This is a genomic window from Micromonospora sp. (assembly GCF_048594385.1).
In the GTDB taxonomy this organism is placed as follows: Bacteria; Actinomycetota; Actinomycetes; order Mycobacteriales; family Micromonosporaceae; genus Micromonospora; species Micromonospora wenchangensis.
In genome coordinates this window covers 1-19746 of the sequence record NZ_JBMDWU010000162.1, presented here as the reverse complement: position 1 = coordinate 19746, position 19746 = coordinate 1, and the positions used below count along the sequence as shown (strand labels likewise).

The 19746-nt window shown below is 73.7% G+C and carries 18 protein-coding genes; 13 read left to right on the top strand and 5 right to left on the bottom strand.

Features of this window, described 5'->3' with window-relative positions; genetic code table 11:
• Positions 1-197: 197 nt before the first annotated feature.
• Together ACOJTC_RS08590 and ACOJTC_RS08585 are read right to left on the bottom strand one after the other, a co-directional pair.
• The gene (locus ACOJTC_RS08590; protein ID WP_420116432.1) at positions 198-740 is read right to left on the bottom strand and encodes a PepSY domain-containing protein; all 543 of its coding nucleotides are present in this window, start codon (positions 738-740) and stop codon (positions 198-200) included.
• Between the two features lie 76 nt (positions 741-816).
• Entirely contained in the window at positions 817-2118 is a 1302-nt protein-coding gene (locus ACOJTC_RS08585; protein WP_420116431.1) for an ATP-binding protein, read from the bottom strand.
• 136 nt (positions 2119-2254) lie between these two features.
• Between ACOJTC_RS08585 and ACOJTC_RS08580 the strand changes: the two genes are divergently transcribed.
• Positions 2255-2725 carry a septum formation initiator gene (locus ACOJTC_RS08580; protein WP_420116430.1) on the top strand — a complete coding sequence of 157 codons (471 nt, stop codon included), beginning with the start codon at positions 2255-2257 and terminating at the stop codon, positions 2723-2725.
• 140 nt (positions 2726-2865) lie between these two features.
• Positions 2866-5652 (top strand): hypothetical protein, encoded by a 2787-nt coding sequence (locus ACOJTC_RS08575; protein WP_420116429.1) that lies wholly within the window; start codon positions 2866-2868, stop codon positions 5650-5652.
• A 40-nt stretch (positions 5653-5692) separates the two neighbouring features.
• Here the strand turns inward: ACOJTC_RS08575 and ACOJTC_RS08570 are convergent, their stop codons facing one another.
• On the bottom strand, positions 5693-6799 hold the full coding sequence (locus ACOJTC_RS08570) for a sensor histidine kinase (protein WP_420116428.1): 1107 nt from the start codon (positions 6797-6799) through the stop codon (positions 5693-5695).
• The gene (locus ACOJTC_RS08565; RefSeq protein WP_204926610.1) at positions 6796-7455 is read right to left on the bottom strand and encodes a response regulator transcription factor; all 660 of its coding nucleotides are present in this window, start codon (positions 7453-7455) and stop codon (positions 6796-6798) included. Before ACOJTC_RS08565 ends, ACOJTC_RS08570 begins: the two co-directional genes overlap by 4 nt.
• A gap of 185 nt (positions 7456-7640) precedes the next feature.
• On the opposite strand from ACOJTC_RS08565, the gene ACOJTC_RS08560 reads away from it, so the two are divergent.
• From ACOJTC_RS08560 to ACOJTC_RS08510, 11 genes are all read left to right on the top strand, one after another.
• The gene (locus tag ACOJTC_RS08560) at positions 7641-8531 is read left to right on the top strand and encodes a S1 family peptidase (protein WP_420116427.1); all 891 of its coding nucleotides are present in this window, start codon (positions 7641-7643) and stop codon (positions 8529-8531) included.
• A 94-nt stretch (positions 8532-8625) separates the two neighbouring features.
• Positions 8626-9609: a Gfo/Idh/MocA family protein gene (locus ACOJTC_RS08555; RefSeq protein ID WP_420116426.1), complete on the top strand. Its 984-nt coding sequence runs from the start codon at positions 8626-8628 to the stop codon at positions 9607-9609.
• 9 nt (positions 9610-9618) lie between these two features.
• Positions 9619-10542: an ABC transporter permease gene (locus tag ACOJTC_RS08550; RefSeq protein ID WP_204926607.1), complete on the top strand. Its 924-nt coding sequence runs from the start codon at positions 9619-9621 to the stop codon at positions 10540-10542.
• A gap of 3 nt (positions 10543-10545) precedes the next feature.
• A complete protein-coding gene (locus ACOJTC_RS08545; protein ID WP_420116425.1) occupies positions 10546-11493 on the top strand; it encodes an ABC transporter permease in 948 nt (315 codons plus the stop codon).
• A 22-nt stretch (positions 11494-11515) separates the two neighbouring features.
• Entirely contained in the window at positions 11516-13030 is a 1515-nt protein-coding gene (locus ACOJTC_RS08540; RefSeq protein WP_420116424.1) for an ABC transporter substrate-binding protein, read from the top strand.
• Positions 13031-13056: 26 nt separating this feature from the next.
• The gene (locus tag ACOJTC_RS08535) at positions 13057-14079 is read left to right on the top strand and encodes an ABC transporter ATP-binding protein (protein ID WP_420116423.1); all 1023 of its coding nucleotides are present in this window, start codon (positions 13057-13059) and stop codon (positions 14077-14079) included.
• Positions 14054-15076, top strand: coding sequence for an ABC transporter ATP-binding protein (locus tag ACOJTC_RS08530; RefSeq protein ID WP_420116422.1), 1023 nt, complete (start codon positions 14054-14056; stop codon positions 15074-15076). The genes ACOJTC_RS08535 and ACOJTC_RS08530 overlap by 26 nt, the downstream gene beginning before the upstream one ends.
• A complete protein-coding gene (locus ACOJTC_RS08525; protein ID WP_420116421.1) occupies positions 15073-16035 on the top strand; it encodes an N-acetylglucosamine kinase in 963 nt (320 codons plus the stop codon). Before ACOJTC_RS08530 ends, ACOJTC_RS08525 begins: the two co-directional genes overlap by 4 nt.
• A complete protein-coding gene (locus tag ACOJTC_RS08520) occupies positions 16032-16715 on the top strand; it encodes an N-acetylmannosamine-6-phosphate 2-epimerase (RefSeq protein WP_357931096.1) in 684 nt (227 codons plus the stop codon). Before ACOJTC_RS08525 ends, ACOJTC_RS08520 begins: the two co-directional genes overlap by 4 nt.
• Positions 16715-17422, top strand: a complete 708-nt coding sequence (locus tag ACOJTC_RS08515) for a GntR family transcriptional regulator (protein ID WP_377683796.1) — start codon at positions 16715-16717, stop codon at positions 17420-17422. Before ACOJTC_RS08520 ends, ACOJTC_RS08515 begins: the two co-directional genes overlap by 1 nt.
• Positions 17422-19056: an FAD-dependent oxidoreductase gene (locus ACOJTC_RS08510; RefSeq protein WP_420116420.1), complete on the top strand. Its 1635-nt coding sequence runs from the start codon at positions 17422-17424 to the stop codon at positions 19054-19056. The genes ACOJTC_RS08515 and ACOJTC_RS08510 overlap by 1 nt, the downstream gene beginning before the upstream one ends.
• 33 nt (positions 19057-19089) lie before the next feature.
• On the opposite strand, the gene ACOJTC_RS08505 is transcribed toward ACOJTC_RS08510, so the two are convergent.
• The gene (locus ACOJTC_RS08505; protein WP_204926598.1) at positions 19090-19530 is read right to left on the bottom strand and encodes a hypothetical protein; all 441 of its coding nucleotides are present in this window, start codon (positions 19528-19530) and stop codon (positions 19090-19092) included.
• Positions 19531-19746 lie beyond the last annotated feature (216 nt).

Genomic DNA, 19746 nt, shown 5'->3' with positions numbered 1-19746 from the left:
GGGGGCGGACGCCCACGCGGCCCCGGGGGCCGGCGCGGGGCCCCGCCACCGGTCCCCCCGTGCCCGGGCGCGGGGGGGGCGGCCCGCGGTGTGGTGGCGGGGGCCGCCCACCCGGCACCGCGCGGTGCCGGCACCGGCCGTCCCTACCGCCGGTGGGCGGTCGGACCGGCCGGGTGCCCCACCCGACGTCCGGACCGTCAGTCGTCGTCGCCGTCGTCGTCCCGGTCGTCGGAGTCGTCGTCGCGACCGGACCGGTCGTCGGCGTCCGCCTTCTCCTGCTCGGACTTGACGATGCCGCCGTTCTCCCGGTCGACGTCGATCTCATGCTCGGTGTCGCCGTCGATGATCTCCACACTCCAGACCGGGCGGCCCTCCTCCTGCTCCCGCTCGACCTCGGTGATCCGACCACCACCCACCTTGGCCAGCGCGATCTCACCGGCCCGCTGCTGGCTCACCGCGTCGTCGGTGGCCGGGGCGGTGCCACCACCCGGCGTCCCCGCCGTCGGGCTCCCACCCGGCGTCCCCGCCGTCGGGCTCCCACCCGGCGTCCCCGCCGTCGGCGTACCGCCGGGGGTCGCGGTCGTCGGCACGACGGTGGGGTCCACCGGGGCCGGGGCGGTGGTCGCGGTGGCGGTGGGGCCGGGGGCCCGTTCCGCGGCGGACACGCCGATCGCCGTGCCGGTGACGGCGAGGACGGCGGCGCCGCCGGCAGCGGCCAGGAGCAGGGATGTGCGCTTCATGATGCGTACCTCCGGAGTTTCTCGGTTGGTGCGCTCAGCGTGCTCCGGCGGTGGATAGCGGCGCGCTGCGCCGACCCTAAGCTCCGGTTAAGGCCGACCGGGGCGGCCCGAGCCGCAGCGTCACCACCGCGCCGCCCTGCGCGCCCGACCCCAGGTCGAGCCGACCGCCGCTGGCCTGCGCGGCCCGCCGGGCGATGTCCAGGCCGAGCCCGGTCGAGCCGGCCTGGCTGGCCCCCCGCTCCACCAGCACGGCCGGTATCCCCGGTCCCGCGTCGTGGACGGTCAGCGCGGCCCCGGCCGCCTCCCGGGTCAACCGGACGGTGAAGCCGGTGCCCTCCGGGGTGTGCGCGAAGACGTTGCCCAGCAGCGCGTCCACGGCCGCGGCCAACTCGTCGGCGGGAACCCCGACCGGCAGCGGCCCGGCCGCGAGGTCGAGGTCGACCGTGCGGCCGGTGTCCTCGGCCAGCACCGACCAGAAGGCGACCCGTTCCCCCACGATCGCGGCGGCGTCGGCGGTGGCCGCGCCGGGATCACCGTCGGCCGGGTCGCTGCGCCAGCGTGCCTGCCGGATCAGGCCGGTCACCGCCCGCTCCAACCCGTCCACGGCCGCCGCCACCCGGGCCGCGTCGTCCGGGTCGCGCAGCGACTCCGCCTCCAGCCGTAACGCCGTCAACGGCGTCCGTAGCCGGTGCGACAGGTCCGCCACCTGCTCGCGTTCCTCCCGCAGCAGCACCTGGATCCGGGCGGCCAGGTGGTTGAGCGCACCGGCGACCTCCCGCAGCTCCGGCGGGCCGGCCGGTTCGGCGCGGGCGGTCAGTTCGGCGTTGGCCAGCCGGTGCGAGACCGAGGACAGTTCGGTGATCGGCCGGACCAGGGTGCGGGCCAGCCGGTCGGCCACGGCGAGGCCGAGCAGCACGAGCACGATGCCGAGCGCGGCCAGCACCAGCCAGGCGCGGGCCACCCCGGCGGTGACGTCGGCGCGGGGCACCACGGTGCGGATCACGCCGGTGCCGTCGGCCCGGCCCTGCACCGCGATCACGATCTCCCGCCCGCCGTCCAGCTCCGCGGTGAGGCTCTGGCCGCGGGCGGCGAGCGCCACCGCGGGGGTACGCGGCTCCTGCGCGCCGAGCACCGTGCCGTCGGGCAGGTAGACGCTGACCGGTCGCCCCGACTCGGCGGTGAGCTGTTCCACGGTCAACCGGATCGTCGCGGTGTCGGCGGTGCCGACGACCGGCACCAGCCCCTGCACGTCGGCGGTCGCCCGGACGGTGGCCCGGTCCTCGGCGACCGTGCGCACCAGCAGGGCCAGCGGCACCAGGAAGGCCACCAGGGTCAGGCAGCTGGTCGCCGCGACCAGCAGCGCCAGCCGCCGTCTCATCCGTCGTCCCCGATCAGGAGCAGGGTTGCCACCGCTAGGCAGGCTAGCCGGTGCCACCGGCTGACGGGCCGGCTCTTAACCTCCGCTTATCCTGCCGCCGGGCCCGGCTTAGCGGCCGGTCGGGCATAGTCGGGGCATGGGTCGCCGTACGCTCCTCGCCACCGCCGGCTGGCTGGCCGCCGCCGTGCTCGCCACCCTGATCGGGGTGGCCGCGATCCGGCTGGTCGGGGAGAGCATCACCGGCACCCCCGGCGGGGTGCGCAGCCAGGCCGAGGTGGAACGGGCTCTGGCGGCCCCGGAGCCGGCCCCGGCGACACCGTCGGCCCCGGCGGCGTCCGCGTCGTCGGCCCCGGCCGTCGGCCCCTCCGCGACGCCCGGCCAGCGCCGTAGCTTCGCCACCCCCGGCGGTACGGCGGTCGCCGAGTGCGTCGGGTCCGAGGTGCGGCTGGTCTCGTGGGCCCCGGCGCAGGACTACCGGGTGAAGGACGTGGACCGGGGCCCGGACGACGACGCCGAGGTGACCTTCGCCGGCCCGGCGGGGGAGTTCGAGGTGAACGTGGGCTGCATCGGCGGCGAACCGGTCGCCCGCCCGGGCGACAGCGACTGACAGCGGCTCGGTGGTGACAGGTCACCCCTCGGTGCGGTGCCCCGCCAGCGGGAAAACTCGGATTTCTCGTCACCCAGCTCGGCCGGGCCGGAACACTGACCTGAAAGCGCAGGTCAGGACGGTCGTCAGGAGCATTCGGGATGGACAACCGGCGCGCTGCCGCCGAGCGTCGGGAGGATCCACGTCCCGAGTCCTGGCGGGCGCGGTATCCGCACCGGATCAACAACGGCGGCCATCCGCCGCCCTCCCCGCTGCCCATCCCGCGACCGACCCGCTGGCTACTCCTCGGGATCCTCAGCACCCTGGCACTGCTCTCGGCCCTCTGGCACCTGGGTCGGGCCACCGAGAAAGCGGCTTCCGGGGACGGTTGGACATTCTTCGAGCCCCTGCGTCTCGTGCTGATCGGAGTGGCCTGTGCCTTCGGCAGCCCGCACACCGACCTGTGGCGACGGCTCTGGGTGCTGATCCTGTTCGTGGTGGCCTTCGCGATGTGGCGTTACTACTACCGTGAAAGGTTGGCGTACCGCCCGGGGGCGGTCGACGTGCGGGACTTCGACAACGCGGCGGACCCGAAGGACACCGGCCGGGCGGCGTACCTGAAGAGCAGGTTCTGCCGGCAACTCGCCAGCACCAGCATCTATCCGCCGTACGCGGGGCCGGCGGCCCTACCACCACAGAACTTCCTCGTCGTCCTCGGCGAGTCACCGGAGACGTTGACGAACCCGCTGGCGGTCCTGCCGAAGTTCATGGCACGGCTCTGGCCGCAGACGGGTTACCTGATCAGGGCGACCCTTCAGGAGCGCAAGCAGGAGCCCGGTTGCGGACTGTCGGTCACGGTCACCTCGTTCGCGGGCGGCACGGGCAGCGCGACGACCACCGAGTGGGGCGCGACCTGGGAGGACGCCACCTGCAAGGCCGCCTACTGGGCGATGGCCAAGATCCTGCCGATGACCCGCCTCGCGCGGAAGGCCCCGTGGCGGTCGTGGCGGCACCGTGACCTGCCGACCGGGCTCTTCGAGGCGTACAACGAGGCCAAGAAGCGGCACGACGAACGGCGGCTCGACGATGCGCTCTGGTGGTACCGGGAGGCGTTGCGGCTGGATCCGTTCAACTCCGACATCCGGATGATGGTGGCGAGCGTCCAGGAGGACCTCGGGCTCTTCCTCGCCGCGCTGGACACGTACCACGGGGCGCTCTGTCTCGGTGAGCTGGAGAGCCGGTACACGGCGTCGCTGTGGACGCGGCGGCGGGACCGGTGGCGGCACCCCTTCCGCTACCCGGTGGCGATGCTGTGGGCCGTCAGACGCCGCCGGGAACTCATCCGGCTGCGTTACCAGTACGCCAAGACCCTGGCGTACTCGGAACGCACGGTGGAGGACTGGTTCGCCACGGACGCGGTCGGGGAGCGCAGGGTGCTGCGCGACCAGATCCGCGACCGCCTCACCGTGGCCTTCGTCGAACGTTACTGGCCGGTGCTGTCGGCGTTCCGCAACGCCGCGGACCGGGCGGCGGCGCGCGAGCGGACCAGGACGGCGCTGGAAGCCGTCGCCACCGCCCGGGTGCTGCTCAACCTGGCCGCGCTCCAGGAGTTCCACCGGCTCTACCAGGACTCGGCCCTGGCCTGGTTGGTGCCGGGCACCGGCTCGGAGGTGAGCAGGAGACTGCTGCGCCTGGCGCGGGACGTGTGGGCGCCGCTGCGACTCGGCCGGGCCCTGCACGACCTGACCCAGGACCGGCTCACGGTCGCCGGCCTGACCGTCGACTGGTTCACCGGGCAGCAGGTGGGGGATCTGCCGAACATGCGGCGCTGGTGGTCGCGTCGGCGGTACCGGCGTACGGAGGCGATGGTGCGCAGTTGGCCCGTCCAGCCGGAACGGCTGCGGGACGCCATCGGCCGCGCCCAGCGTCGCCGCCTCGGCCCCGGACGCCTGGACTACCTGGACTACTACGCGGCGGCGGCGGTCTACTCCTACGCCCTGTACGGCTACGTTCCGGTTCTTCCGCCCAGCCCGGCGGCGGAGCTGGCACCCTCCCCTCCCGCCTGGCTGGAGGACCACCGGCGGCGGCGGTCGCTGACCGGGTACGCCGTGATCGAACTCCAGGCCGCGATGGCCTCCGCCGAGAGTGGGCCCGCCGCGCAGGTCTCGCTGCAGACCACGACCCAGACCGGCGTGGCGTCCCGGCTGCGTAGCTGGATCGGCAGCAGTGACCCGGACTTCGGTCGCCTCCGTGGCAGCGACGAGTTCCGTTTCCTGCAACTGGACCTCTACCAGCCGATGCGGTCGGTGTTGCGACGTCCCGAGAACGTCACCCGGATCCGGATCGCGGCGTACGTCAAGAAGCTGCTCCACGACGGAGCCGGGCTGTTGGAACGCAACTGGCACCGGCGGTGTGCCCCGCCGTGGCGGGGCGATGTCCACGACATGATCGAATGGCTCGACCTCGACAACCGCACCTGGCGTCTGCTCGGGAAGATGGCGGAGGACCGCGCCTGGTACTGGCTGCACCGGGCCCAGTTCAGCCGGCTGGTCACCGAGGCGGTGGACCTGGTGCGCGTCGCGGATCTCCGGTTCCCGCCACCGGTGCCGACGTTCGAGGAGTTGGTCATCGAGGTGCCGGACGGCCTGGAGTCGCCGCTGCGGCGCGACGGCGCCGTCGAGGAACGGGTGGCGGACCTGACCGCGCATGTGGACGAGATCGTCCAGCAGATCGGTCGGGTGACCGCCGAGCTCAGCGCCGCCTCCGCCGAGCTGGGCCTGGGGGCCCTGCGGCGGCTCGACGCCGACGGTGACCAGCCGGACCTCACCCGCCTGCGGGAGATCTGCAGCCGGCGCGCGGCGCACTGGCAGCGCGTGGTCGACCTGCTGGCCGACGACCGACTCCGCGTCGAGTTCATCGACCCCGAGCACATCCAACTCGAACCCTGACAGCCGACCGGTCCCGGAGTTGCGCCCCACCCGGCGTCCCTCACCGGCCTCCGGCCTCGTCCGTCTCCATCGCCGGAAACGTCACCTGCACCCGCAGCCCGTCGCGGCCGGTGGAGGAGGCGGTGATGATGCCCTCGTGCGCCCGGGTGATCGAACGGGCGATCGCCAGGCCGAGGCCCGCGCCGCCGCTGTGGTCGATGCGCTTGCCGAACCGGCGTCGGAACGGCTCGAACAGGGCGGCGACCTCGTCCGGGGGGACGTCGTCACCGGTGTTCTCGACCACCAGCGCCGGATCGGTGCCCACCTGAACCGTGAGGGTGCCGTCGGGCCGGTTGTACTTCAGGCCGTTCTGCACCAGGTTGACGACCAGCCGTTCCAGCAGCACCTGCTCGCCGACGACCAGCCGGGGGCTCAGCCGGCTGACGATCGTGACCCCGGCCTGCTCGGCGCGGCTGCGGTGGGCGTCGAGCACCGTCGCGACGATCCGGTCGAGCCGCAGCGGGACGCGGGTCAGCAGGCCACGGTCGCTCTCGCTGAGCACCAGCAGCCCCTCGATCAGGCGCTCGTTGCGTTCGTTGGTCTCCAGCAGTTGCGCGGCGAGCAGGGCGAGCTGGTCGTCGGTGAGGCTGCGGGTCAGGCCGACCTCGATCAGGGTGCGCTGGACGGCCAGCGGGGTGCGCAGCTCGTGGGACGCGTCGGCGGCGAACCGGCGCTGCGCCTCGTACCCCACCGCGATCCGGTCCATCATCTCGTCGATGGTGCGGCCGAGGACGGCCAGCTCGTCGCGGCCGGGGCCGGGCCTGAGCCGGTGGCCCAGGTTCTGCGGCCCGACGTCGGCGATCACCGGGGCGAGGTCCCGCAGCGGACGCAGGCACCAGCGCACGGCCGGGTAGGCGGCGGCGAACAGGGTCAGCAGCACGATCGTCACGGCGATCGCCAGGGGGATGCTCGGCCGCCGGAACACCTGGACACAGACGAACGGGGCGTCGTCGCCCGGTGCCCGCAACTCGGGGGTGGCGCACCACGACGGGCCGAACTCCCGCCACAGCGCGAGCAGCAGGTCGGCGGCCGTCGTCACGAACGGGGCGACGAGCAGGAGCGCCCCGACGACCAGGAGCATCCGCCGGGCCGGTGAGGGCAGGTTCATGCCCCGAGCCGGTAGCCGACCCGGGGCACGGTGTGGATCACCGGCGGGTCCCCGAGCTTGCGGCGCAGGGTCATCACGGTGGTCCGTACCGTGTTGGTGAACGGGTCGGCGTGTTCGTCCCACGCCTGTTCCAGCAGGTCCTCGGCGCTGACCACCCGGCCGCCGGCGCGCATCAGCACGTGCAGGACGGCGTACTCCTTGGGCGACAGCGACAGCGGCATCCCGTCCCGGGTGGCCGTGTGCCGGGTGACGTCCAGCACGAGGCCGTCCTGTTCCAGCACCGGGGGCAGCGCCGGGGTCGAGCGCCGGGACAGCGCCTGCAACCGGGCGACGAGTTCGGCGAAGGCGAACGGCTTGGTCAGGTAGTCGTCCGCGCCCAGGCCGAGGCCCTCGACGCGTTGCCGGATGCCGGCGGCGGCGGTCAGCAGCAGCACCCGGGTGCCGGTGGTGGAGCCGGCGATCCACCGGCACACCTCGTCGCCGCTCTGGCCGGGCATGTCCCGGTCGAGCACGGCCACGTCGTAGCGGTTGACGGCGAGCCGTTCCAGGGCGCTGTCGCCGTCGTAGACCACGTCGACGGCCATGGACAACCGGCGCAGCCCCTCGGCCACCATGTCGGCCAGCACCCGCTCGTCGTCGGCCATCAGCACCCGCACGCCGTCTCCCTCCCGTCGCCTCCCCCGTGCCCGGGACCGCCCGCAAGGCTGGCACCCGGCGCATAAAGAACCGATAAGGGCGCCGCTGACGCCGCCCGGACGGCCGGGGGCGCAGCATCGCAGCGTTCCTGCTCCCGTGCGTACAGGCTGGTGAACCCGTGCTCCGACTCGCCACACAGTGTGTCATGGTCGCCGTGGCGGCCACGGCGGTTGCCGTCGCTCCCGTCGCGCCCCGGCCGGCGTCGGCGATCGCCCACGGCGAGGACGCGGCCGACGGCGCGTACCGGTTCACCGCCCGGCTGACCATGACGGGCCTGCCGGCGGACGGCGGCGGCACCCGGGACAGCTGGTGTTCCGGCGCGCTGGTCGCGCCGCGGTGGGTGATCACCGCCGGCCACTGCTTCCGTACCCCGGACGGCCGGCGGGTGAGCCGGACGGTGGCCGGGCGGACCACCGTCACGGTCGGGCGGACGGACCTCGGCGGCCGGGACGGCTACGAGGCCGGGGTCGTCGCGGTCCGTCAGGCGGACGGCGCGGACGTGGCCCTGGTCGAACTCGACACCGCGGTCACCGGTGTGCCGCCGCTGGAGATCGCCGACGGGCCGCCGGTGGCCGGCGAGGTGCTGCGGTTGACCGGGTACGGCCTGACCGCCGCCGACGCGGTCGCGCCGACGGCCCGGCTCCAGACCGGTGAGTTCACCGTCGACCGGGTCGGTGCGGACCTCGTCGAGACCTCCGGCCGGCGGCCCCGGGCGGACACCAGTCCGTGTCCGCACGATTCCGGCGGTCCCTACTTCCGGGAGCGGGCCGACGGTACGGCCGTCCTGGTGGCCCTGGTCAGCACCGGGCCGGGATGTCCCCATCCGGGTCCCGACTTCAGTGCCCGCACCGACGTTCTCCGGGAGTGGGTCGCCGACACGGTCGACCCGTCCCCGGCGCCGGTCCGGTGGTTGTCGGCCGGCGTCGGCGCGGGGGTGGTGCTGCTGTCGGCGGCCCTGGTGGTGCTGCGTCGCCGCCATGCGGGCAGCCACCGCCGGTCGTCGATCCCGCAGGTCGGGGGCCGGATGCGGAGGTGAATTCGCATCTTGCGCGACCCCCACCGCAGGTGTACAACTATCGGAGCTAGGTACACATCTAGCTTTCGTAGGTACGCAACAGTGGGGGCCGGGTGTGGACCGCTTAAGGGTCGGTGTCGTCGGGATCGGGGTCCAGGGGCAGCTGCACGCCCGCGCGCTGCGCGACGTGCGGCAGGCCGAACTGGTGGCCGTCGTCGACATCTCGCCGCGCAACCGGGAATGGGCCGAGACCCACCTCGGCGTCCGGGCCGTCCCGGACATCGGCGACCTCCTCGACGAGGTCGACGCGGTGAGCGTCTGCACGCCGGACCACCTGCACGAGGACGCGACCCTCACCGCGCTCGCGGCGGGCAGGCGGGTGCTGCTGGAGAAACCGATGGCGCTGTCGCTGGCCAGTTGCGACCGGATCATCGCCGGCCGGCCCGATCCAAACGCGCTGATGATCGGCCACGTGCTGCGCTTCGACCCCCGGGTGCTGCGCCTGCGCGAGGTGGTGCGCTCCGGCGAACTCGGGGACATCTGGCACGTCAAGGTCTGGCGGTGCACCTCGCAGGCGGTGGGCGAGGGGATCTGGGACCGGACCTCGGTCGCCTGGTTCCTCGGCATCCACGACGCCGACCTGCTCCGGTTCGTGACCGGCCGCGAGGTCGAGGTCACCGGCGCGGTCGGCCGCAAGGTGCTCTCGCCCAGCCACGACGTCGTACACGCCACGGTCCGCTTCGACGACGGGGCCATCGGCACCATGGAGAACAACTGGACCCTGCCGCACTCCCGCCCGTCGCGCGCCGACGCCGGACTGCGGATCGTCGGCGAGCACGGCATCCTCGAGATGAACCTCTCGCACAACGACCTGCTGTACGCCCGCCGCGACGGGGTGGCCAGCTTCATGGACACCTACTTCTGGCCCGGCCGCGACGGCGGCGGCGCCTACAACCTGCGCACCGAGCTGGAAGCGTTCGTCGACGCCGCGCTGACCGGCGGACCGACACCGGTCAGCGCCGAGGAGGGCCGCGCGGCCGTCGCCGTCGTCGAGGACATCGAGGCGGCGCTGGCCGGCGACCCGCCGCCCGGCAACTGAGGGGCCGGGATGCTGCGGTACGCGCTGCGTCGCCTCGCGATCTCGGTACTGGTCCTGTTCGGCGCGGCGACGGTGGTCTTCTTCGCGATGCGGGCGGTCTCCGGCGACCCGGCGACCGCGGTTCTCGGCCCGGACGCCGACCCGTCGGCCGTCGAGGCGCTGCGCCGGGAGTACGGGCTCGACGCCTCGCTACCCGTCCAGTACGTCCAGTTCCTCCGGCGGGCCGTCACCCTCGACTTCGGTGAGTCGTTCCGGCTGCACGACGCCGCGACCAACCTGGTGCTCACCCACCTGTCGGCGACCGCCGCCCTGGCGCTGACCGCCTTCGCCATCGCCCTGGTCCTCGGGTTCGCCCTGGGCACCCTGGCCGCCACCCGACCCAACGGCGTGGTGGACCGGGTGGTCTCGGTGCTGTCGATGCTCACCCAGTCCCTGCCGACGTTCTGGGTCGGCATCATGCTGATCCTGGTCTTCTCCCGGTTCCTGCACCTGCTGCCCAGCTCCGGTGCCGCGTCCCCGGCCGCGATGGTCATGCCGGCGGTGACACTGGCCCTGCCGCTGCTCAGCGTGGTGCTCCGGCTGGTCCGCTCCGGGCTGCTCGACGTGCTGCACGAGGACTACGTGGTCACCGCCCGGGCCAAGGGCCTGTCCGAGACCCGGGTCGTCGGCTGGCACGCCATGCGCAACATGCTGATCCCCGTCGTCACCGTGGCCGGCCTGGAGTTCGGCAGCCTGCTCGGCGGCGCGGTGATCGTCGAGACCGTCTTCGCCTGGCCGGGGGTGGGTCGGCTGATGACCGACGCCATCGCCGCCCGCGACTACTCGGTCGTGCAGGCCTGCGTGATCACCGTCGCGGTGATCTTCATCGTCATCAACCTGCTCGTCGACCTGCTGTACGTCCGGCTGGACCCCCGGGTCCGCGAGAGCGTCTGAGAGGTGACCACCGTGTCCGACGGCGTACCCGGCTCGGCCGTGCTCGGCACCCCTGTCATGCCCACCGACGGCGGCCCGCCCGACGCGACGGCGACCCCACCGGCCACCGCGCCCCGGCGCCGACGTCGCCGGCTGCGCCTGTGGCTCCCGCTCGGGGTGATCGCCGCCTACCTGGTCGCCGGGGTGATCGGGCCACTGATCGCCCGGTACGACCCGATCGCCACCTCCGTCACCGACCGGTTGCTCCCCCCGGGCAGCCGGATGTCCGACGGCGGCCTGGCCCTGCTCGGCACCGACCAGGTCGGCCGGGACCTGCTACCCCAGATCATGCAGGGGGCCCGGATCTCGTTGCTGGTCGGCGCGGCGACCCTGCTGCTGGCCGGCACGGTGGGCGCCGCGATCGGCATCCTCTGCGGCTACCTCGGCGGGGTGGTGGACGCGACAGTCATGCGGCTGGCCGACATCCAACTGGCCTTCCCGTCCATCCTGCTCGCCGTCTTCGTCGCCGGCGTGCTCGGTTCCAGCGTCACCAACGTCGTACTCACCCTGTCCATCACCACCTGGCCGATCTTCGCGCGGGTGGCCCGCGCGCAGACCATGGCGACCCGCTCCCGGGACTTCGCCAACGCGGCCCGCACCCTCGGCGCCGGGCCGTGGCACGTCGTGCGGCACTGCGTGCTCCCCGCGGTGGCCGGCCCGTTGCTGGTCATCGCCACCGTCCAGCTCGGATTCGTCATCGTCGCCGAGGCGTCGCTGAGCTTCCTGTCCCTGGGCATCCCGGCCGGCACGCCGAGCTGGGGCACCACCATCGCCAACGGACGCGACTACCTGGCCAGCGCCTGGTGGATCGCCACCCTGCCAGGCCTGGTCCTGGCCGTCTTCGTGGTCTGCGTCGGCGTGCTCGGCGACGAACTACGGGACCGCTCCGATCCGAACCTCTCCACCCGGTAACCCGTCAGTGAAATGGGAAGACATGAGATCTTCGACCATCCGGCTCGGTGCGTTGGCCCTCGCCGGCGTACTCGGACTGACCGCGTGCTCCTTCGGCTCCGACGACCCCGCCGGTGACGGCGGCGGCGTCACCACCCTGCGGGTAGCCAACCCGACCCCGGTGGTCTCGCTGAACCCGTTCGCCGCGAACTCCGCCGACCAGCCCACCCTCACCGTCGTCCAGGAGGTCTTCGAGACCCTCGTGGTCCGTAAGGACGGGAAGATCGCCCCGCAGCTCGCCGAGAGCTGGACCAACCCCGACCCGCTGACCTGGCAGTTCGTGCTGCGCAGCGGCGTCACCTTCGCCGACGGGACGCCGCTGACCAGCGCCGACGCCAAGGCGTCGCTCCGGGCGCTGATCGACGGTAAGGGGCCGCTGGCCGGGCTGTGGGCCACCGTCGACGACATCCGCACCCCCGACGAGCGCACCCTGACCATCCACACCACGAGCCAGCTCGGCACCGTGCTGAGCAACCTCACCCTGCTCTGGATCGCCCCCGCCGCCAAGCTCGGCGACAACGCGTTCTTCGACGCCCCGTACGGCACCGGCCCGTTCAAGGTCTCGTCGTTCACCGCCGGGCAGAGCGTGAACCTGGTCCGCAACGACACCTACCGGGGCGACCGGCCGAAGCTGACCAGCATCTCCTACCGCTACATCCCCGAGGTGTCCGGCCGGGTGACGGCGCTGTCGAACAACGAGATCGACGTGACCTGGGGCCTGCCGCCCGACCAGCTGACCGGGCTGCGGGACAACAAGGACCTGACCGTGCGGTCGTTCCCGACGTACGCCAACTACTACATCTGGTTCAACAGCTCCCGCAAGCCGTTCACCGACGCGCGGGTCCGGCAGGCCATGTGGCACGCGGTCGACTTCGCCAAGATCAGCAAGTCGCTGTTCGACCAGGCCGGGACCCCGGCCACCGGACCGCTGCCGGAGGCCGTGTTCGGTGCCGCCGGGCAGAACCCGTACACCTACGACCCGGCCCGGGCCCGGCAGCTGCTCACCGAGGCCGGCTACCCGGACGGGTTCACCACCACGATGATGTGGAGCAGCGGCTGCTGCACCAACGGCAACTCCTTCGCCGACGCGATGATCAGCGACTGGGCCAAGGTCGGCATCGTGGTCAAGCCCCAGGAACTGGAACGGGCCACCTGGCTGGACAAGCTGCTCAAGCTCGACTGGGACAGCACGATGACCACCGGCAGCACGGTCACCGGCGACGCCGACTTCACCCTGGCCCGGCTCTACCTGTCGACCGCCAAGCGCAACGGCTACGCCAACCCGGAACTCGACCGCATCCTGCTCGCCGCCCGCGCCGAACTCGACCAGGACAAGCGGGCCGCCCTGTACGCCCAGGCCGGCAAGATCGTCTGGGACCAGGCGGTCGGCCTCTTCCCGCTCGACCTCAACGGCAACGTCGTGCTGCGCGGCAACGTCGAGGGGTTCACCCCGACCCCGAACGACCTGCCCGACTTCGCCGGCGTATCGCTGCGCTGACCCGAGAACCGGACCCGGAGGACCCGATGGTCGCACCACCGCACACGTCCCGCCCCCTGTTGACGGTCGACGATCTCGTCGTCTCGTTCGACGGCCCGCTCGGCGCCTACCGGGCGCTCAACGGTGTCTCGTTCTCCGTCGGCAGGGGCGAGACACTGGCGATCCTGGGGGAGTCCGGGTCCGGTAAGTCGGTCACCGTCCGCGCGGTGATGGCGCTGCTGCCCCGGCACAGCGCCACGATCGAACGCGGCACCATCCGCTACGACGGCGAGGAGATCTCCGCGCTGCCGGTACGGCGTACCCGCGAGTTGTCCGCCACCGAGATGGCGATGGTCTTCCAGGACTCGTTGACCGCGCTCAACCCGGTGGTCCGGGTCGGCCAGCAGATCGCCGAACTGTTCCGGGTCCGGCAGCGCACCTCACGCCGGGAGGCCTGGCGGCGCGCCGTCGCCGGCCTGGAACGGGTCGGCATCCCGAACGCCGCCCGCCGGGCCCACGACTACCCCCACCAGTTCTCCGGCGGGATGCGCCAGCGGGTGGTGATCGCGATGGCCCTCGCCCTGGGGCCCCGGCTGCTCATCGCCGACGAACCGACCACCGCGCTGGACGTGACCGTGCAGGCGCAGATCATGGACCTGCTACGGGACCTGCGCGAGGCCGACGGGATGTCGATGATCCTCATCACCCACGACCTCGGGGTGGTCGCCGACGTGGCCGACCGGGTCGCCGTCATGTACGCCGGCACGGTCGTCGAGTCGGGGCCGCTGCGCACCGTGTACGACGCGCCGGCCCACCCGTACACCAGGGGGCTGATGGCCTCGGTCCCCGCCCCCGACCGCCCCGGGGAGCGGCTGACCCCGATCGAGGGGATGCCGCCGTCGCCACTGGCGACGCCGGCCGGCTGCCCGTTCCACCCCCGGTGCCCCGTCGCCCGCAGCGCCTGCCGCACCGACCGGCCCACCCTGCGCACGGTCGCCGCCGGCCACGAGGCGGCCTGCCACTACGCCGAGGAGGTGATGGCCGATGTCGACGTCGCCGACGCGGCTTGAGGTCCGGCAGCTGCGGGTCAGCTATCCGACCCACGGCGGCCTGCTGCACCGGGGCGCGGCCGTGCACGCGGTGGAACGGCTCAGCCTGACCGTCACCACCGGCCGCACCCTGGGCCTGGTCGGCGAGTCCGGCTGCGGCAAGTCCACCCTGGCCCGGACCATCGTCGGCCTGCGCCGCCCGACCGGTGGCGAGATCTGGTACGCCGGCGAACGGATCGACACCGCCGACGCGGCCCGCCGACGCCGGCTGACCGCCGAGATCCAGATGGTCTACCAGGACCCGTACTCGTCGTTGAACCCCCGCAAGAAGGTGTCCTTCATCGTCACCGAGGGGTGGCGGGTGCACCGCGGCCCCGTCCCCCGCGACCAGTGGCCGGCCCGCACCGCCGACCTGCTGGCCCGGGTCGGCCTCGCCGCCGAACTCGCCGACCGGTATCCACACCAGTTGTCCGGCGGCCAACGCCAGCGCGTCGGCATCGCCTGCGCCCTGGCCATGTCGCCCCGGATCCTGGTCTGCGACGAGCCGGTCAGCGCGCTGGACGTGTCGGTCCAGGCGCAGACCCTCAACCTCCTCGCCGACCTGCGGGCCGACCTGGGGCTGGGCTATCTGTTCATCGCGCACGACCTGTCGGTGGTCCGGCACATCAGCGACGACCTCGCGGTGATGTACCTGGGCCGGATCGTGGAGACCGGGCCGGCGGCGACGGTGTACGACACCCCGGCCCACCCGTACACCCGGGCGCTGATCTCGGCGGCCCCGGTGCCCCGTCCCTGGGCGACGCCGCCGGCCGAACGTATCCTGCTTACCGGCGAGGTGCCGTCCCCGGCCTCGCCGCCGTCCGGCTGCCGCTTCCGGACCCGGTGCCGCCTCGCCCAGCCGCGCTGCGCCGAGGTCGAACCCGAACTGCGCACGGTCGCCGGACGCGAGGTCGCCTGCCACTACGCCGAGTCCAGCCTCGCCGACGCCGCGCCGTCGACCACGGCGGTGACCCGGTGAGCGGCACCGACCCCGTCCGCGTCGGGGTCGACCTGGGCCAGGGCGGCTGCCGCGCGGTGGCCCGGCACGGCCGCTCGACCGGGCACGCCGAGACCCCGGGCTTCTGGGCCGGTGACGCCGGCACCCGGATCGCCGAGGCGGTGGCCGGCGCGCTTGCCGGCCTGGGCCCGCTCGGCCCGGAGCCGAGGGTGCTGGTCGGCGTCGGCATGACCGGGCTCAACGGCCAACCACCGGCCACCGACGCCCTGCGGGCCGGGCTGCGCTCCCTCGGTCGGTCCGGCCGGCTGCGGGTCGCCGACGACAGCGTGACCGCGTACCTCGGTGCGCTCGGCCCGGTCCCCGGCGCGGTCGTCACCGCCGGCACCGGCGCGGTGGTCCTCGCCGCCGACGCCGGCGGCCGGACCGCCCGCTCCGACGGCTGGGGTGCCGACCTCGGCGACCGGGGCTCGGGACACTGGATCGGCCGGACCGCGATCCGGCGCGCCCTGCGCGACCGGGACCGGGCCGCGCCCGGCCGACTGGCCGACGCGGTGACCGCCGCCTGGGGGCCGGTCGAGACGCTGCCGGCCCGCTGGCGGGCCGACCCACCGACCCCGGACCGGATCGCAGGCTTCGCCGCCACGGTCGCGGACCTGGCCCGCGCCGGCGACGACGAGGCCGCACGGATCTGGCGTCGGGCCGGCGAACTGCTCGCCGAATCGGTGGCCGGGGCGCTGTTCCGGGCCGGCCTCGGCGCGGCCCCGGTGCCGGTCGCCGGCACCGGCGGGGTCTTCCGGGCCACCGACCTGCTGTGGCCGTCGTTCACCGCCGCGCTGCGCGCCGCGGCGCCCGCGGCGCAGCCGGTGCCGGCCGCCGGGGACCCGCTGGCCGGTGCGCTGGCCCTGGCCGACGCACCGCCCGGCCCGTTCGCCGCACTCACCGTCCAGACCGACTTCGACGCAAAGGCAGAACACCGATGAACGTGGCCGAAGCCATCCGTGGACGCCTGGTCGTGTCCTGCCAGGCCCAGGGTCGCAGCCCGTTCCGGGACACCGGACACATGATGGCGATGGCGGCCGCGGCCGTGCTCGGCGGTGCCGCCGGCCTGCGGGGGCAGGGCGTGGACCACGTGCGGGGCATGGTCGGCCTCGGGGTGCCGGTGGTCGGACTGGTCAAGCGGCACACCCCCGGCAGCCCGGTCTACATCACCCCGACCGAGGCCGACGTGGCCGCGCTGACCGGTGCCGGGGCGCAGATCGTCGCGGCCGACGCCACCGGCCGTCCCCGGCCCGGCGGGGAGAAGCTGTCCGACCTCGTCGCGGCGACCCATGCCGGCGGGGCGCTCTTCATGGCCGACGTGGACAGCGTGGACGCGGCCATGGCCGCCGTGGACGCCGGCGCGGACCTGGTCGGCACCACGCTGTCCGGATACGTCACCGGCCCCGTCCCCGACGGACCGGACATCGCCCTGGTGGGGAAGCTCAGTCGACATTGTCCGGTTCCGGTCATCGCCGAGGGGCGATACCGTACCCGTACCCAGGTCGCGGCGGCGTTCGACGAGGGCGCATGGGCAGTCGTCGTCGGCACCGCCATCTCGGACCCGGTCAACACCACGCGCAGGTTCGCGCAGGCCTGCCCGCATCCCCGGTTGGACTCGTGATGACCACCAAACTGAGCCAGATCCGCACCGAACTCCGGCACCGTGTCGCGGGCCTGCCGGCGCACTCGGCCCTGCCCCGCGAACGGGACCTCGCCGAGGAACTCGGCGTGAGCCGGACGACGCTGCGCCAGGCGCTGCGCGAACTGCTCGACGCCGGCCTGGTCTACACCATCCGGGGGCAGGGCACCTTCGTCTCCGACACCCGGATCGCCAAGGGCACCAGCCTCAGCGGGTTCACCGAGGACATGCTGGCCCGGGGCCTGCAGCCGAGCAGCAAGCTGATCGTCGCGGACGCGATGGTCGCCCGCGACGCGGACGCCTCGGACCTCGGACTGCCCGAGGGGTCGCTGCTCTACCGGGTGGAGCGGCTCCGGCTCGCCGACGGCGCACCGATGTGCCTCGAAGAGGTGCACCTGCCGGCCGACCTGTTCCCCGGGCTGCTCGTGGAGAACCTCGACAACGGGCTCTACGGGATCATGAAGGACCGCTACCACGTCCAGGTCACGGTGGCCCAGCAGATGATCGCCGCAGTCGTGCCCACCCGCCGGCAGTGCGACCTGCTGGAGATCCCGCCCTCGGCGGCGCTGCTGGAGGTCCGCCGGATCGGCTACGACGGACGCGGTCGGGCCGTCGAACGCGCGGTGTCGCTCTACCGGGGCGACCGTTACCACTTCTCCCTGACCGCACGACGAGGCGAGGCGGACTGATGCGTACCACCCCGACGGAGCAGCACACCGACGTCCTGGTGGTCGGCGGGGGCGTGGGCGGGATGGCCGCCGCGCTGGCCGCCTGCGAGGGCGGCGCCCGGGTCGTCGTCGTCGAGCCGTACGGGTGGATCGGGGGACAGCTCACCTCGCAGGCGGTGCCGCCGGACGAGCACCCCTGGATCGAGACGCACGGCTCGACGGCCAGCTACCGCCGGTTCCGGCAGGAGGTACGCGACCACTACCGGCGCTGGTATCCGCTGGCCGCCGACGGGTCCGACCGTCCACTCAACCCGGGCAACGGCTGGGTCAGTCCGCTGTGTCACGAGCCCCGGGTGGCGCTGGCCGTACTCCAGGCCATGATCGCCCCCTGGCGGGCGGCGGGACGGCTCACCGTGCACACCCGGGCGCAGGTGCAACGGGCGCACACCGACGGGGACGAGGTGACCGCCCTGACCGTCCGGCTCGCCGACGGAACGCTGTGCCACCTCGGGGCCAGCCTCGTGCTGGAGGCGAGCGAGACCGGTGAGCTGCTGGCCCTGGCCGGCATCGAACACCGCACCGGCACCGAGTCGCAGGCGCAGACCGGCGAACCGAGCGCCCCGGACCGGCCCGCTCCGCTGAACATGCAGGCGGCCACCGTCTGCTTCGCCCTCGAACACGTCGACGGCGACCACACGGTGGACCGGCCGGCCGACTACGACCACTGGCGCACCCGGACCGCACCCGGCTGGCCGGGCCCCCTGTTCAGCTGGAACTATCCCGATCCGCGCACCGGTCGCCCGGTCACCGGGCGGTTCACCCCCAACCCCCGCTCGACGGCGACGTCGATGGAGGAGGGCCTGGTCGCGCCCGAGTTGTGGACGTACCGGCGGATCCTCGACCGGCAGGCGTTCCGGCCCGGCCTGTTCCCCAGCGACGTGACGCTGGTCAACTGGCCGATGAACGACTATCTGGACGGGCCGCTGTTCGACGTGCCGGACGCCGGGCGGCACGTCCGGCGGGCCAGGGAGGCCAGTAACGCGTTCCTGTACTGGTTGCAGACCGAGGCGCCCCGCCCGGACGGTGGCACCGGTTTCCCCGGCCTGCGGTTGCGCCCCGACGTGACCGGCACCGCCGACGGCTTCGCGCAGGCGCCGTACATCAGGGAAGCCCGCCGGCTGGTGGCGGTGACCACGCCGACCGAGCAGGACCTGTCGGTCGCGGTGCGCGGGGCCGCCGGTGCGGTCCACTATCCCGACACGGTCGGCACCGGTCACTACCGGATCGACCTGCACCCGACGACCGGCGGCGACGGCTACCTCGACGTGGCGGCGCACCCGTTCGAGATCCCGCTCGGTGCGTTGCTGCCCGAGCGGGTCACCAACGTGATCGCCGCCGGGAAGGCCGTGGGCACCACCCACATCACCAACGGCTGCTACCGGGTGCACCCGGCCGAGTGGTCGATCGGGGAGGCCGCGGGCGCGCTGGCCGCCTACTGTCTGGACCGGCAGACGTCGCCGCACGGGGTCCGGGCCAGCCCGAAACTGCTGGAGGACTTCCAGTCCGAGCTGGCCCGGCGGGGGGTCGACCTGCGCTGGCCGGCGACCATGGCGGCGGTCGGGGGAGCGGTGGGAGGCGACGCCCTGCCGAGCTGACCCGACGTCCGGGGAAGTGGCGAGCCCTCGCCGTCAGCGACGACCGCTGGTCAGGGCGACGAGGTACTGCCCACCGCCCTCCTCGACGCTCGCGGTCACCGGCAGTCCGGGCACCAGCCGGGAGAACCGGTCGACCAGCCAGTCCGCCGCCTCCTGGGCGTCCCTGCGGCGCGGACAGCGGGCGACCACCTCACGGCCTGCCTTGCGGGAGAGCCGCTCGGCGACGGTGATCAGCGGCGCGGGCTCCACCACGTGCAGGTGATCCGGCCAGGCGACGACGACCTTGACCGCCCCCTTGCGGCTGTTGCAGGAGCGGTGCGCGAGCCGCTCCACGACCTTGGCCTTCCGGTCGGCGGTGCGGCTGTCGACACTGGGGCCACGCGCGTGGTTCACCGACATGTCGGCGTCGACCGGCTCGTCGCACACCCAGCATCGCCAGCCGTCGCGCTGCGCGACGTCATCGAGGAGACTCATCCGTGCAACCTAGCCTGCCGCCCCGGGTGGCCGGACCGGCCGGCTGGTCACCGGGCCGCCATGGCGGGAGCCCCGGACGGCGCACCGCTGCCCGCCCCGGTGGCGGCCGACGACCCGGGCCGCCCGGCACGACGTACGCGACCGGGGGGGGGGGGGGGGGCGGCGGGGGGGGCGGCCCGGGGCCGGGCGCGGCCCGCCCCGGGGGGGCGGCCCCCC

Excerpts from the sequence above, each read along its gene's own strand:
- ACOJTC_RS08510 (WP_420116420.1), top strand. The coding sequence starts at position 17,422 with ATGCGTACCACCCCGACGGAGCAGCACACCGACGTCCTGGTGGTCGGC.
- ACOJTC_RS08560 (WP_420116427.1), top strand. The coding sequence starts at position 7,641 with ATGGTCGCCGTGGCGGCCACGGCGGTTGCCGTCGCTCCCGTCGCGCCC.
- ACOJTC_RS08580 (WP_420116430.1), top strand. The coding sequence starts at position 2,255 with ATGGGTCGCCGTACGCTCCTCGCCACCGCCGGCTGGCTGGCCGCCGCC.
- ACOJTC_RS08585 (WP_420116431.1), bottom strand. The coding sequence starts at position 2,118 with ATGAGACGGCGGCTGGCGCTGCTGGTCGCGGCGACCAGCTGCCTGACC.
- ACOJTC_RS08535 (WP_420116423.1), top strand. The coding sequence starts at position 13,057 with ATGGTCGCACCACCGCACACGTCCCGCCCCCTGTTGACGGTCGACGAT.
- ACOJTC_RS08530 (WP_420116422.1), top strand. The coding sequence starts at position 14,054 with ATGTCGACGTCGCCGACGCGGCTTGAGGTCCGGCAGCTGCGGGTCAGC.
- ACOJTC_RS08540 (WP_420116424.1), top strand. The coding sequence starts at position 11,516 with ATGAGATCTTCGACCATCCGGCTCGGTGCGTTGGCCCTCGCCGGCGTA.
- ACOJTC_RS08550 (WP_204926607.1), top strand. The coding sequence starts at position 9,619 with ATGCTGCGGTACGCGCTGCGTCGCCTCGCGATCTCGGTACTGGTCCTG.
- ACOJTC_RS08515 (WP_377683796.1), top strand. The coding sequence starts at position 16,715 with ATGACCACCAAACTGAGCCAGATCCGCACCGAACTCCGGCACCGTGTC.
- ACOJTC_RS08505 (WP_204926598.1), bottom strand. The coding sequence starts at position 19,530 with ATGAGTCTCCTCGATGACGTCGCGCAGCGCGACGGCTGGCGATGCTGG.
- ACOJTC_RS08575 (WP_420116429.1), top strand. The coding sequence starts at position 2,866 with ATGGACAACCGGCGCGCTGCCGCCGAGCGTCGGGAGGATCCACGTCCC.
- ACOJTC_RS08520 (WP_357931096.1), top strand. The coding sequence starts at position 16,032 with ATGAACGTGGCCGAAGCCATCCGTGGACGCCTGGTCGTGTCCTGCCAG.
- ACOJTC_RS08590 (WP_420116432.1), bottom strand. The coding sequence starts at position 740 with ATGAAGCGCACATCCCTGCTCCTGGCCGCTGCCGGCGGCGCCGCCGTC.
- ACOJTC_RS08570 (WP_420116428.1), bottom strand. The coding sequence starts at position 6,799 with ATGAACCTGCCCTCACCGGCCCGGCGGATGCTCCTGGTCGTCGGGGCG.